We start from the raw sequence: 12,950 nt of genomic DNA on the forward strand, positions 1-12,950 counted from the left end.
TTTCTTTCTTTATTTAAGCTCTTGATGTTTCCCGCCCATACCACCAGACTCATTGCTATCTTGGTGTACAGTTAGTTTATTTGTTTTCGCATCTTTTAAAACTCTATATGTATATGATTCATTTGGTTCATCTTTAAACTGTACATTCATACCATACGAATCCATTTTGCTATAAAAGGCCGGTTTTATATATAAAATATCACTTTCTTTATATCCTTTATCTTGTAAATGCCACATCGTTGCGATAACCGCTTCTTCTCGCTTTTCTTTTTCACCAACATACATATATTTGTCCAAAAGAAACACTTTAGCATTTGCAATTAAGCTAATTAACAGTACAATGATCAACACTATTTTTTTCATAGACTTCCCCTAAATTGTTATTTTTTACTACATTGTAACTTAAATGCTAGTAAAAAATAAAGTACGCCAGACTTTAATAGACTAGCGTACTTCCCAACTCAACTCTTAATAACTTCTTTCGTTAACCCCTTCGCCTTCTCCAAAGCGTTTTTGATTTGTTCAAACCCAGTCCCGCCAGCACTGTTACGACGCTTTACAGCTGCATATGGTGACAGCACTTCATACAAATCTTCTTCAAATAAGGAGCTCATTTCTTTATATGTTTCAAGAGAGACATCTAATAAATAAATTCCTTTTTGTGTGCAATATAGCACTAACTTTCCAACAATTTCATGAGCTTGACGGAATGGTAGTCCTTTGTTCGCTAAATAGTCAGCAATTTCTGTTGCGTTGGAGAAATCTTGCGTCACAGCTTGCCCCATTTTTTCTTTGTTTACAGTCATCGTTTCAAGCATGCCCGCCATAATATGAAGGCATCCTTCTACTGTTTTAACTGTATCAAACATTCCTTCTTTATCTTCTTGTAAGTCTTTATTGTAAGCGAGCGGTAATCCTTTCATTACTGTGAGTAAACTGAATAAATTACCGTATACTCTGCCTGTTTTACCACGGATTAGTTCCGCCATATCCGGATTTTTCTTTTGCGGCATAATGCTGCTTCCCGTTGCATATTGATCGCTCATTTCAATAAATTGAAACTCTTGGCTACTCCATAAAATAAGTTCTTCGCAAAAGCGTGATAAGTGCATCATAAGCATAGAGGAGTTACTTAGGAACTCCAGTATGAAATCACGATCACTTACTGCATCTAAACTATTTTCATAGATTCCATTAAATCCAAGAAGCTCCGCACTATACTCTCGGTCGATCGGGAATGTCGTTCCAGCTAACGCTCCTGCTCCTAATGGCGAAATGTTAATACGTTTTAACGAATCTTCATAACGATTCACATCACGCTCTAACATCCAAAAGTAAGCGAGAATATGATGAGCAAATGAAATCGGCTGAGCACGTTGCAAATGCGTATAGCCAGGCATAATGGTTTCAATATTATTTTCTGCTTGATGAACAAGAACAGTTTGCAATTGCTTTGTAGCTTTTATAATATGTTCTACCTTTTCTTTTAAATACAAATGCATATCTGTCGCTACTTGATCATTACGACTTCGGCCAGTGTGAAGTTTTCCTCCTACTTCGCCAATTTGTTCAATTAACATTTTTTCGATGTTTAAATGAATATCTTCTGCTTCTACTGAAAATTGTAGCTTATTCTCTTTTGCTTCTTTCAATAAATATTGAAGACCTATCTTTATTTTCTCTGCTTCTTCTTGCGTAACGATGCCTTGCTTTGCTAGCATCGTTACGTGTGCCATACTCCCATTTATATCTTGATTTACTAATTGTTGATCGAAGGAGATGGATGCTCCGAACTCTTCAACCCATGCTTCCGCTTCTTCTGTAAAACGTCCGCCCCAAAGTTTGCTCACGCTTCCACCTTCTTTTGATTCACTTGGCTGTATACTTTCGTCGGTAAACCGAATAATGAAATGAATCCAACTGCTGCATCATGATTAAATTCATCTTGAGCAGTATATGTTGCTAATTTTTCATCGTATAAAGAGTATTCAGATTTACGTCCTTCTACAATCGCATGACCTTTAAATAATTTCACACGCACTGTACCTGTTACATTCTTTTGCGTTTCTTGTAAAAATGCATGAAGCGCTTGTTTTAAAGGCGAGAACCATAAACCATTATAAATAAGTTCTGTTATTTTCTGTTCAATCACTGGTTTAAAATGTGCTACTTCTTTTACGTGTGTTAAATCTTCCAACTCTTTATGCGCAGTGATTAACGTCATTGCTGCTGGGCATTCGTATACTTCACGAGATTTAATACCGACAAGACGATTTTCTACGTGATCAATACGTCCAACGCCGTGTTTTCCAGCAAGCGCATTTAACGTTTTAATTAATTCTGCAAGTGAATATGCAGTGCCATTTAAAGTAGTCGGTACGCCTGCTTCAAATCCGATTTCTACAAACTCTGGTTTATTCGGTGTATCTTCTAATGCCAATGTCATCTCATATGCATCTTCTGGCGGCGCTGCCCATGGATCTTCTAAAATTCCACATTCGTTGCTGCGTCCCCATAAGTTTTGATCGATTGAAAACGGGCTATCTAAATTAATCGGAATTGGTACATCGTTTTCTTTTGCATAGGCAATTTCTTCTTCACGTGACCACTTCCATTCACGTACAGGTGCAATCACTTCTAAGTAAGGATTTAATGCTTGAATAGAAACTTCAAAACGAACTTGATCATTTCCTTTCCCTGTACATCCGTGTGCAACTGCAGTTGCGCCTTCTTGTTCTGCGATTTCTACTAATTTCTTCGCAATAAGCGGACGAGATAATGCAGAGACAAGAGGGTATTTCCCTTCGTATAATGTGTGTGCTTGCATCGCCATCAATGCATATTCGTTTGCAAATTCTTCTTGAACATCAATCATATATGATTTAATTGCACCTACTGAAAGTGCCTTTTCTTTTACAAATGCTAAGTCTTTACCTTCCCCTAAGTCTAAACAAAGCGCGATAATATCATAATTCTTCTCTTGTAACCATTTAATTGCAACGGAAGTATCAAGACCTCCGGAATATGCTAATACAACTTTTTTCTTCTCCATTTTGCATCCCCCTAAAGAATAAATATTCATTTTCTTTTATAATAATTCACACTTTATCACCTTTCACAAAATGTATCAAGAGTCATTTTCAAATTTTTTCAAACAATTTCGTCGAACTTCTTTCTGTTTTTATGTACAATATAAGCAGGAAAACGGGGGTGAACTTATGGAAAAGTATTTCTTATACGATGAACATCTAGGAATTGAAATTCCACATTTACAAGAAGACTGGGAAGAAATCCCCGAAAAAATGCAACATGCTATTTTACTAAAATGGGAACAAGTTCGCGGGAAAATTCCTGATCGTATAAAAGAACTTGAGCACTATATTAATACAAAACAACATTATTTAAATAACGAAGAAGACTTCGAAGTTTCTTGTAAACTAAATTCAGAAATTGCCGATCTTGCTTCCATCATTAATGACCTTTGGCTTTGGTATCGACTCACTCAAAATGTATCTGAGGGGAAAGCACACCAATGAAAAAAGCATGCCCCTCAATAACTTTGGGTCATGCTTTTTTTGTCCTAACATGATTTACAATATATTTCTTGTGCTGTTTTCGCCAAACATACATCGAATGGACCAACTAATATACTTCTTTCTTTCGGCAACTTTACAAAAGCAACAAGCTCTTCTTCATATTGAATTTTTTTCTGACATGAAATACATATTAATTCTTTTCTTTTGAACATTTCTTTTAGCATACCTTCACTCTCCCCTTCATCTATCTATATTAATATACTCTCATAATAGTTAAGACTTGTAAAAAAATGACACATTCCGAATCGAATGATTCATATACTATGTACAAAAGGAGGTTTAAAAATTATGCGTGCTTTCGTTATTATCACTTTAACTTTTTTAAGTGTAATTAGTTGGGATGCGTTTTTTAAAGATAAAAGTGATGAAAAGAACACAACGGAATAAAACCCTTTTTTCTTACTTATTGGACAAACCGTTATAAACTGTCCAATCCTCCGAAATAACTTAGGCTTTTCTACAAAAATATTTAAACATAACATTTTTTGTAGATTCCCTCCGTTTATTGTCGGTTTCCATCCGCATACATTTTTTAAAAGTATGATATAATAGTATAAATCTTGAAGGAAGGGATTTTGATATCATGATCGCTCGAAGGAGCATGTGGCATCGTATTGACGAATCATACACGTAGCGTATTTTTCAGCTCAGATACTTTAGTCTAGCGAAAAAAATACGAGAGTGGGGAAATTATGATTGCCCGAAGGATAATTTGGCAAAAAAAAGACTCTTCTTACACATAGCGTTTTGTTTAGGACTTAATTGTTACTAACTAAACAAAACAAAGAAGAGCAGGATTGCTAAATGACGAATCCTACTCCACGTTTTGTTTAGTCGTTTTAAGACTTAAACTAAAACGAAGGTAGGGAGAATTGATGGACGAGAGGATTATTCGTTATTTCTTCAGCGACATATAGCGTAGTTAGTTTTTTCGTAAACTAACTGAAAGCTACATGTGAGCTCGTAGTTAGTTTACAACACAAAAAGGACTACTAACTACGGAAAGAAGGAATAACGATGAGGAACATCCAAAGTCGGCAAATTATTAAAGAAATTTTTATGGTTTTAATCGGTTCATTTATTTTAGCAGCAGCGCTATATCACATTCACTTCCAAAACCACTTAACAGAAGGTGGATTTGTAGGAATTGCACTATTCATTCAAAACTTTTATGATATTTCACCATCTATTTCAACTGTATTAATGGATATCCCAATTATTTTACTGTGCGCTTCATTTTTAGGTAGAAAAATGGTTGGTTATTCATTCCTAGGTTCAATTTCATTCGGAGTATTTTATTCCTTTATGGAAAATTATTCTCCATTTACGGTAGATTTATCAAATAACTTATTTATAGCTGCAGTAGTTGGCGGTGCGTTAGCTGGTATTGGACTCGGTTTTATATTACGATTTGGCGGTGCAACCGGTGGAGACGATATTTTAACAATTGTATTAAGTAAACGAACTCGTTTTACAATTGGGCAAATTTTCTTCGTCTTTGACGCGATTGTTCTTGCGCTTTCATTATATTATTTAAATTGGACAGAAATTGCTTTTACTATTCTTTCGATTGCCGTACAGGCAAAAACATTGGATTTAATTTATTATCCAAAAACAGAAAAAACAGCAGAAAAGCAGCCAGTATCTGTTCCAATGTCCAAAAAACATGCAACAAATTAAAAAAGCGAAAGGCTTCGGCCTCTCGCTTTTTTATGCTCTTTTTTCTTTCTCGACTATATGGCGCACTTGATAAAATCTATTTGCAAATTCAGTAACGTTTCTTGTTAAACGATAATTCACTGTAGATCCAATTGCCATTCCAATTACCGGTATACCTTGGAATAATTTACGACGAAGAGCATAAATCGAAAATGTCTTCAAAATTTGTTTTAACACAACCTCAGTAGAAGCTGTTTGTAGCACTGCTTCGTCTCCTTCGTAAAAGAACGAATCTTCTTGCTCCAGCTCTTGCAATAAATTGTACCATGCATATTGCTGAAGTCTTCCTGGTAGTAATGACGCATGAAACACCTTTAACGCAAGCATCATTTCATACGGCTTGTTCACATCATGTCCAAATGATGTTGCAATAAGTTGGACTGCCTTCACATTTAACGCGATCATAACCGGAAAATCCGCCGTTAATAATAATAAACCTCCAGCACCTGTTGCCCCACCTTGTACAAATGAATATAGACGATGACGTGCTGTTTGCTGCTCTGCTATGTATGTTAATTGATCAATAGATAATGCTTTCAAATCTTCAAGCTGTTCAATCGATTCATCAAATAACCTTGATGTTCCTAAAATCCGATTACGTGCATCTAACTGTGCTTGTGAACTTTGAATAAATGCATGCAAATGAAAGAGCCATCCATCTGCTTTCGTGAAGAATTCTTTTCGCTTTTTCTCAGGTAATTTCGCAACTGTAGCATGTAACCATTTATCAAACACTTTTTGAAAATCGGTCGCTTCTTGCTCAACTAATTGCGCTTCCCATTCTTTTATATTGTCTAAAATGGCTTGTTCTCGCTTCGATCGCATCGTAACAACCACCTCGTTCGATTTTTTTCTATTGTAACATATTTCTGCTTATTCTTTGCAAATATGCTTGTCTATCTTTATTCACATACCATTTTTGAATGGCATAAAATATTAACAAAAAGGATGAGATAAATCACATGAATCTATCCGATATAAAAAAAGAATATAATGCGGTATTCAGCTTAGGACAAAACTGCTGGCCCGCTTGGGCATTATATCAATTAGAATTATCACCATTTTTTGGCGTTATTGATTTTATGCTAAGTCCCTCATTAGAAAAAGTGAATGTATTATTACAAAATCGATTTGACCGCTTTTTAAATTTCGAAAATTTATCCTTCATCTCATTTTGGGATGATGATGCAAAATTAAGATTAAGGGACAACCTTTATGAAATTGACTCCTGTCATGACTTTAAAACAGATGTAAATACACCAACTTCTTGGCCTTCTTATACAGAAATTAAGTTAAACTATGAACATCGTATTAATCGTTTTCTAGCTACAATTGAAACGGCAGAATCCATATTATTTATTCGAACTGGAGGAACATATGAAGAAGCATGTTCCCTAGAACAAAGTTTATCTCAAATCGTTACACATACATTCTCTGTCCTGTTACTAATTCCTGCCGATATACCAACTATCACCCAAGAAGATTGGGGATTACAACGTATTTGCGTTATGAAATGTCCTATTATGGATGTATACCAATACAATGAAGCATTTTGGAAAGACTTATTTGATGGAATTACAATTAGACCGCACACTTAAATACACGATACTTTTATCACACCATACATTATAATCGTCCTTATACAAAACAAATAAGGAGTGATTCTATATGTATCCACGTGCAAAAGCTTTCGGTCTTGCTGTACATCAAGATCGCCTTCTCGTACAAGAATATTATACAGAAGGCGAAATATATTATCGTCCTCTTGGCGGTTCAATTGAACTTGGTGAAAAATCAGCACATACTGTTATTCGGGAGTTTAAAGAAGAGCTTCATACGGAGATAGAAATCACCAATTATTTAGGGTGTTTAGAAAATGTCTTTCATCTCGATGGAGACATTGGTCATGAAATCATTCAACTATATTCTTTGCGTTTATTAGACACGTCACTATATGAAATGAAAATATTAAATATACAAGATGAGGAAACAGTAGCATATGCGAAATGGATTCCTATTACGGCATTCATTCAGAAAGAAAAAATATTATATCCAGATGGAGTTTTAAAATACATCCAAAAGAAAAAAGACGAAATCCTATAGGATCTCGTCTTTCTTTTCATATATTAACCAATATCTCCAAGACGTAGTACGTCACGAGCAATCATAACTTCTTCGTCAGTTGGAATTACGATAATTTTTACTGGAGAGTGTGGGAAGCTGATGAATGCTTCTTCACCGAATACGTTATTACGTTTTGCATCGAAGTATACGCCCATGTACTCAAGGCCTTCTAATACGCGCTCACGAATAATCGCACTGTTTTCACCTACACCAGCTGTGAAGATGATTGCGTCTACACCTTTCATACGAGCAGTGTAAGAACCGATGTATTTGTGGATACGGCTTACGAATACATCAAGTGCTACTTTCGCACGGTGGTCGCCTTCTTCTTCTTTCGCAATGATGTCACGTAGGTCACTAGAGTAACCAGTAAGACCTAACATACCACTCTTCTTGTTTAATACGTTAACTACTTCTTCTACTGTTTGGCCTGTTTTTTCCATGATGTATGGAATTAACGCAGGGTCAAGGTTACCAGAACGTGTACCCATTGTTACACCAGCAAGTGGTGTGAAGCCCATAGAAGTATCGATAGATTTACCGCCTTCTACTGCTGCGATACTTGCACCGTTACCTAAGTGACAAGAAAGTAAGCTTAAGCTTTCAATTGGACGACCTAATAATTCAGCCGCACGCTCAGTTACATATTTATGAGAAGTTCCGTGGAAACCGTATTTACGGATGCCGAATTTTTCATAGTACTCATATGGTAAGCTGTATAGGAATGCAGATTCCGGCATTGTTTGGTGGAATGCTGTATCGAATACTGCTACTGCTGGTACGTTTGGTAATACTTCTTGGAATGCTTTAATACCAACAACGTTTGCTGGGTTATGAAGTGGTGCTAAATCGCTTAATTCTTCGATATCAGCTAATACTTCATCAGTAATTAAAACAGAGTCAGCAAATTTTTCGCCGCCGTGAACAACACGGTGACCGATACCGCCAATCTCATCTAGAGATTTAACGATTCCGTTTTCAGTTAACTTTTTAAGAAGCATATTAACTGCTACTGCGTGATCTGGAATGTTTGTAATTTCTTTTTGTTTTTCGCCATCTACAGTAATAGTGAAGATACTATCTTCTAAACCGATACGTTCTACTAAACCTTTTGTTAATACTGTTTCACTTGGCATTTCAAATAATTGGAATTTTAAGGAAGAGCTTCCTGCGTTAATCGCGATGATTTTTGACATCTAGTCTTTCGCCCCTTTTTCTCTTGGTAGTTGTGTGGATGTTTCCACAAACCGCTCGATTTTATCTGATCAAATTCACCAAATATGAAAACGTTTCATCATTAGCAAATTTTATACTCACGATTTTAATTTAAACATCGTACGACATATATTTCAAGTGAAAAAATTGTAACACCAAGAAAAAATATATATTACAGATTTCAAAAAAATTCAGTTAAATCTTGTATATATTTAAAAATATGACATATTATATAAAACTGTACTACATGAATCACTAATACTGTTACATATACCCAGCTTTATTTATGTGTTGCAAACCAAGTATTTAATTGATCCATAATGTCTTCCATCGCCTTCATGTTAGAGAATTTAGGCAACTCCACTAATAATGCCTGTTTTGGCATTGTTACATTAGCGCCTTTCTTTTGGAGAACAAATATACTTTTTGCATTTTTCTCGTTTTTAAACATGGAAACAGGAAGCTGTAATAACCCTTGAATAAAGCATGTTTCTTTAATAAATGCATGTAATTTTGGTGCCTGGTCACTTTCAAAAATGAAGTTTGGTACTAAGAAGAATAAGTAACCGCCCTCTTTCGTATGTTTCACACTTTGTTCAATAAATAAGTGATGGGCATACGACATTCCTTCATCTGCTTTTAATTTATATTCACTTGCACCGATTTCGTTTGGATAATAACCAACCGGTAAGTCTGAAACGACTGCATCAACTGGATCGATATAAAGTGGTGCTAGTCCATCTTGATGGAAGAATTCGATTGCATGCTTTTGTAAATTTGCATTTACTAAAGCAAGTTTAATTAGCACTTCATCCACTTCTACACCAAATCCACTCATTGTTAGTCCTTCTTTGGCGCTATTAAACACTGTAGTCATTAAATTACCTGTTCCAATTGCAGGATCTAAAACTATGATCTCGTTTTGACCTTGCATAAATTTATGGAATAAGTAACTCATGAACATTCCAACTGCATCAGGCGTCATTTCATGATTCGCTTGTACGCCTTCTTTCATTCCTTTTAAGATGGCTAACTGAAATGCTTTACGAATTTCTTCACCTTTATATGTTTCTTCATTAAACGTACTATATTCACGATTCAGCCTTTCAATTGCTGATTCGGATAATTCCTCTTGTAAAATCGCTCCCTCAAACAAGTTATCACCTGTTTCTACAAGCGCCTCTAAATATGTTACATCTAATTCTTTACGTAAAACTACCGCAGAAGAATCAAAAATAGAAAATAATGTTTCTACTGTCTGACTCACGTACATTCCTCCTTCTCTCTTTTACACATAACTTATATCATACCACAAAGTGATTTTTTCCAAAAAGAAAAAGCGACCTCCTGTAAAGAGCTCCCCTTTAGTTATATATGATATAACGTTTTTTCTCATATATCGATGCTGTTACAGAGCAATATATGAGAAAAAACGACCTCTTTATAAGAGGTCATTCTCTTCACATTACTTCGCAGATTTAGCTGCTTCTAATGCTGCTTCATAGTTTGGATGGCTTGTACCTTCGCTTACGTATTCTGCGTAAACTACTTTGTCATTGCTATCTACTACGAATACTGCACGAGCAAGTAAACGAAGCTCTTTCATTACTAAGCCGTAAGCTTCACCGAATGAAAGGTCGCGGTGGTCAGAAAGTGTTACAACATTTTCTAAACCGTTTGCTGCACACCAGCGTTTTTGAGCGAATGGTAAATCAGCGCTAATTGTTAATACTTTCGCGTTTTCAATACCTGCTGCATCTTGGTTAAAACGACGTGTTTGTGCATCACACACACCTGTGTCGATTGAAGGTACAACACTAATTAATTTCACTTCGCCTTTGTATGTTTCTAAACTTACTGGAGATAAGTCGTTTGCTAATACTTGGAAGTTTGGCGCTTGATCGCCAACTTTAACTTCTGTTCCAACTAAAGTCATTGGATTACCTTTAAAAGTTACGTTTGCCACTTGAAAATCCTCCCTTATTTAAACAAAATATGTACAATGTAAATGATAGTTTGTCCCTATCGATAATGCAAATAAAATCGCTTTATTTACAAAAAAATTAAAGAAGCTAACCTATTGATTAGCTTCTTTATTCGTTAAATTTGAAATTCAGGATCATCTTCTTTTCGTTTATCCATCATTTCTTTCACTTTATCAACAGCTTGTGGCGCTAATTCAATTATCTTATCGATGACGTGTGTTTGTTTATCTAAGTGCAATACTTTCACACCATCTCCATTTATAACAAGAAAGGCAACAGGATTAATAGAAACTCCTCCACCACTTCCCCCGCCAAATGGATGACGGCCTGAATGTTCTACTTTACCAAATTCACTTCCACCAGCAGCAAATCCGAAACTTACTTTCGAAACTGTAAGAATTACGCTTCCATCTGCCGCTTTAATTGGGTCACCAACAATTGTATTTACATCAGTCATTTGTTTTAAATGCTGCATTGCTGTTGTCATTAAACCTTGAATTGGATGGTCCATTCTATATCCCCCCTATGCTTGAACAGATTTTTCTGTCATACCAGATCTTTGTCTTCTCATAAATACGAGTAATTTGACGCCAGTTTTTATAGCGCGGAATATACGAAAAGATGCTGTTAACTCGCATCTTGATGCAAATCCTTTCCCTTGAAAAACTGGGGTAATTTCAAATTCTGGTACGTCGACAATATGCATATATTGTCCGACAACTCCAGCAGCCATACCTTTTGTCCCCCATGCATATCCAGTGACAATTCCAGTACTAGCTGCATCGCCTGCTCCAATTTGTGTATGCCATTTCCAACCATTGATTTTCACTCGTTTGAGAAAATCTTTAACAATAGTATGAACTTCTTGAAGCTTTTTTATCAGTTCACCAATGCTGTCAAGTTGCGCCATAATTTTATTATCGAGTCCGCCGTCCTCTTCAGCTTTTTCGATTTTCTGTCCTGTCTTTTTCTGCTGTTTTTCAATTCTTTCCAACACATCAAATGTATATCGAATCATCCATATTTTCACTTGAAGCAAACATTGCTTTTCCATTTCTGAATATAAAAATGTCACCTTAAGCTTTATTTTCGACAATAGTATAAACAAAATAAAAAGAAGAAGAATTATTATTCCAATTACGAGCCACTTCATACGTATCATCCTTTCACTCCGTACCCATTATCGACAAGTTTATTCATCGTTAAACAGAGTTTTATAAGATTGAATATAAAAATTTTTCTAAAAATAAAAAGGTATTTTGACAATTTATATCGAAATATATTATTTGAACATATCATCAGGGAACGGACTCTAATGATATGTAGCACGAAAAACAGAAAATTTAACTGCAGTGGAGGGATACATAATGGCAGATCGTCGCAATTTATTTTTCTTTTATGGTGATGACAAAGCAACGCTCGTTGAAAAAATGAAACCAATCTATCGTATTTTAGAAGAGAATGGATTTACCATATTAGATCATCCAAAAAATGCAAACGCTATCGTCAGTGTTGGAGATGATGCAACCTTCTTACAAGCCGTTCGTAAAACTGGTTTTAGAGAAGATTGCTTATACGCAGGGATTTCTACGAAAGATGAAATTTCTTTCTACTGCGATTTCCATATTGATCACGTTGATACAGCCCTTCAAGAAATTACAAAAAATGAAATTGAAGTGCGAAAATATCCAACAATTCAGGTAGATGTAGATGGCAGTACATCTTTCCATTGTTTAAATGAGTTCTCATTACGTTCTAGCATTATTAAAACATTCGTTGTAGATGTTCATGTTGATGATTTATATTTCGAAACATTTAGAGGGGACGGTTTAGTAGTTTCTACCCCAACAGGAAGTACTGCTTACAATAAATCATTGCATGGTGCAGTTGTTGACCCGCTTATCCCATGTTTCCAAGTAAGCGAACTAGCATCTTTAAACAACAACACTTACCGTACGCTCGGTTCACCTTTCATTTTAAATCACGAACGTACATTAACTTTAAAACTAAGACCAGACGGTAACGATTATCCTGTTATCGGCATGGATAACGAAGCGCTTAGCATTAAACAAGTGGAAAAAGCTGTTGTACGCTTAAGCGATAAACAAATTAAAACAGTTAAATTAAAAAACAACTCTTTCTGGGAAAAAGTACAGAGAACGTTTTTATAAGATTAAAATAACCGCAGAATTATGGAATTCCATAATTCTGCGGTTATTTATTTCCCCCGATTGGCGCGAACAATAATCTCTTACTATCCGGCCGTTATTCTTGTCAGTTTTTGTCGGTAAGTCGATATATTCCGAAAACC

General features: G+C 35.5%; 15 protein-coding genes. 5 read left to right on the forward strand and 10 right to left on the reverse strand.

Features of this window, described 5'->3' with window-relative positions; all coding sequences use genetic code 11:
• Positions 1-9: 9 nt before the first annotated feature.
• The 3 genes from NST90_RS21890 to NST90_RS21900 form a co-directional block, all read right to left on the reverse strand.
• Complete coding sequence (locus tag NST90_RS21890) at positions 10-363, reverse strand: DUF3139 domain-containing protein (protein ID WP_000725032.1); 354 nt, start codon at positions 361-363, stop codon at positions 10-12.
• A 98-nt stretch (positions 364-461) separates the two neighbouring features.
• The gene (gene argH / locus NST90_RS21895; protein ID WP_000041295.1) at positions 462-1,850 is read right to left on the reverse strand and encodes an argininosuccinate lyase; all 1,389 of its coding nucleotides are present in this window, start codon (positions 1,848-1,850) and stop codon (positions 462-464) included.
• Positions 1,847-3,052 (reverse strand): argininosuccinate synthase, encoded by a 1,206-nt coding sequence (locus NST90_RS21900; RefSeq protein WP_000412315.1) that lies wholly within the window; start codon positions 3,050-3,052, stop codon positions 1,847-1,849. The genes argH and NST90_RS21900 overlap by 4 nt, the downstream gene beginning before the upstream one ends.
• Before the next feature lie 166 nt (positions 3,053-3,218).
• Between NST90_RS21900 and NST90_RS21905 the strand changes: the two genes are divergently transcribed.
• Positions 3,219-3,536 carry a hypothetical protein gene (locus tag NST90_RS21905; RefSeq protein ID WP_000417218.1) on the forward strand — a complete coding sequence of 106 codons (318 nt, stop codon included), beginning with the start codon at positions 3,219-3,221 and terminating at the stop codon, positions 3,534-3,536.
• Between the two features lie 44 nt (positions 3,537-3,580).
• On the opposite strand, the gene NST90_RS21910 is transcribed toward NST90_RS21905, so the two are convergent.
• Complete coding sequence (locus NST90_RS21910) at positions 3,581-3,760, reverse strand: hypothetical protein (RefSeq protein ID WP_283748099.1); 180 nt, start codon at positions 3,758-3,760, stop codon at positions 3,581-3,583.
• Positions 3,761-4,613: 853 nt separating this feature from the next.
• Between NST90_RS21910 and NST90_RS21915 the strand changes: the two genes are divergently transcribed.
• Positions 4,614-5,276, forward strand: coding sequence for a YitT family protein (locus NST90_RS21915; RefSeq protein ID WP_001244515.1), 663 nt, complete (start codon positions 4,614-4,616; stop codon positions 5,274-5,276).
• Positions 5,277-5,306: 30 nt separating this feature from the next.
• On the opposite strand, the gene NST90_RS21920 is transcribed toward NST90_RS21915, so the two are convergent.
• The gene (locus tag NST90_RS21920) at positions 5,307-6,140 is read right to left on the reverse strand and encodes an EcsC family protein (RefSeq protein WP_001256850.1); all 834 of its coding nucleotides are present in this window, start codon (positions 6,138-6,140) and stop codon (positions 5,307-5,309) included.
• Positions 6,141-6,277: 137 nt separating this feature from the next.
• Here NST90_RS21920 and NST90_RS21925 point away from each other — a divergent pair, with 137 nt between their 5' ends.
• Both NST90_RS21925 and NST90_RS21930 read left to right on the forward strand, forming a co-directional pair.
• Positions 6,278-6,913, forward strand: a complete 636-nt coding sequence (locus tag NST90_RS21925; protein WP_001053734.1) for a DUF1796 family putative cysteine peptidase — start codon at positions 6,278-6,280, stop codon at positions 6,911-6,913.
• Positions 6,914-6,983: 70 nt separating this feature from the next.
• Positions 6,984-7,418 (forward strand): NUDIX hydrolase, encoded by a 435-nt coding sequence (locus NST90_RS21930; RefSeq protein WP_000283500.1) that lies wholly within the window; start codon positions 6,984-6,986, stop codon positions 7,416-7,418.
• Between the two features lie 23 nt (positions 7,419-7,441).
• On the opposite strand, the gene ackA is transcribed toward NST90_RS21930, so the two are convergent.
• From ackA to NST90_RS21955, 5 genes are all read right to left on the reverse strand, one after another.
• Complete coding sequence (gene ackA, locus NST90_RS21935; protein WP_000034575.1) at positions 7,442-8,635, reverse strand: acetate kinase; 1,194 nt, start codon at positions 8,633-8,635, stop codon at positions 7,442-7,444.
• A gap of 299 nt (positions 8,636-8,934) precedes the next feature.
• Complete coding sequence (locus NST90_RS21940; protein WP_283748100.1) at positions 8,935-9,921, reverse strand: class I SAM-dependent methyltransferase; 987 nt, start codon at positions 9,919-9,921, stop codon at positions 8,935-8,937.
• A gap of 198 nt (positions 9,922-10,119) precedes the next feature.
• Complete coding sequence (gene tpx / locus NST90_RS21945) at positions 10,120-10,620, reverse strand: thiol peroxidase (RefSeq protein WP_000024525.1); 501 nt, start codon at positions 10,618-10,620, stop codon at positions 10,120-10,122.
• A 134-nt stretch (positions 10,621-10,754) separates the two neighbouring features.
• The gene (ytfJ, locus tag NST90_RS21950) at positions 10,755-11,150 is read right to left on the reverse strand and encodes a GerW family sporulation protein (RefSeq protein ID WP_000350003.1); all 396 of its coding nucleotides are present in this window, start codon (positions 11,148-11,150) and stop codon (positions 10,755-10,757) included.
• A gap of 12 nt (positions 11,151-11,162) precedes the next feature.
• Positions 11,163-11,801: a DUF2953 domain-containing protein gene (locus tag NST90_RS21955; RefSeq protein ID WP_002164419.1), complete on the reverse strand. Its 639-nt coding sequence runs from the start codon at positions 11,799-11,801 to the stop codon at positions 11,163-11,165.
• A gap of 205 nt (positions 11,802-12,006) precedes the next feature.
• On the opposite strand from NST90_RS21955, the gene NST90_RS21960 reads away from it, so the two are divergent.
• Positions 12,007-12,810 (forward strand): NAD kinase, encoded by an 804-nt coding sequence (locus NST90_RS21960; protein WP_000785177.1) that lies wholly within the window; start codon positions 12,007-12,009, stop codon positions 12,808-12,810.
• Positions 12,811-12,950: the final 140 nt, after the last annotated feature.

Origin of the sequence: Bacillus sp. FSL E2-8900 (assembly GCF_037966225.1) — a bacterium.
GTDB classification, from domain to species: Bacteria; Bacillota; Bacilli; order Bacillales; family Bacillaceae_G; genus Bacillus_A; species Bacillus_A cereus.

Excerpts from the sequence above, each read along its gene's own strand:
- NST90_RS21915 (WP_001244515.1), top strand. The coding sequence starts at position 4,614 with ATGAGGAACATCCAAAGTCGGCAAATTATTAAAGAAATTTTTATGGTT.
- NST90_RS21930 (WP_000283500.1), top strand. The coding sequence starts at position 6,984 with ATGTATCCACGTGCAAAAGCTTTCGGTCTTGCTGTACATCAAGATCGC.
- NST90_RS21925 (WP_001053734.1), top strand. The coding sequence starts at position 6,278 with ATGAATCTATCCGATATAAAAAAAGAATATAATGCGGTATTCAGCTTA.
- NST90_RS21900 (WP_000412315.1), bottom strand. The coding sequence starts at position 3,052 with ATGGAGAAGAAAAAAGTTGTATTAGCATATTCCGGAGGTCTTGATACT.
- NST90_RS21905 (WP_000417218.1), top strand. The coding sequence starts at position 3,219 with ATGGAAAAGTATTTCTTATACGATGAACATCTAGGAATTGAAATTCCA.
- NST90_RS21955 (WP_002164419.1), bottom strand. The coding sequence starts at position 11,801 with ATGATACGTATGAAGTGGCTCGTAATTGGAATAATAATTCTTCTTCTT.
- ytfJ (WP_000350003.1), bottom strand. The coding sequence starts at position 11,150 with ATGGACCATCCAATTCAAGGTTTAATGACAACAGCAATGCAGCATTTA.
- ackA (WP_000034575.1), bottom strand. The coding sequence starts at position 8,635 with ATGTCAAAAATCATCGCGATTAACGCAGGAAGCTCTTCCTTAAAATTC.
- NST90_RS21910 (WP_283748099.1), bottom strand. The coding sequence starts at position 3,760 with ATGCTAAAAGAAATGTTCAAAAGAAAAGAATTAATATGTATTTCATGT.
- NST90_RS21960 (WP_000785177.1), top strand. The coding sequence starts at position 12,007 with ATGGCAGATCGTCGCAATTTATTTTTCTTTTATGGTGATGACAAAGCA.
- NST90_RS21920 (WP_001256850.1), bottom strand. The coding sequence starts at position 6,140 with ATGCGATCGAAGCGAGAACAAGCCATTTTAGACAATATAAAAGAATGG.
- NST90_RS21890 (WP_000725032.1), bottom strand. The coding sequence starts at position 363 with ATGAAAAAAATAGTGTTGATCATTGTACTGTTAATTAGCTTAATTGCA.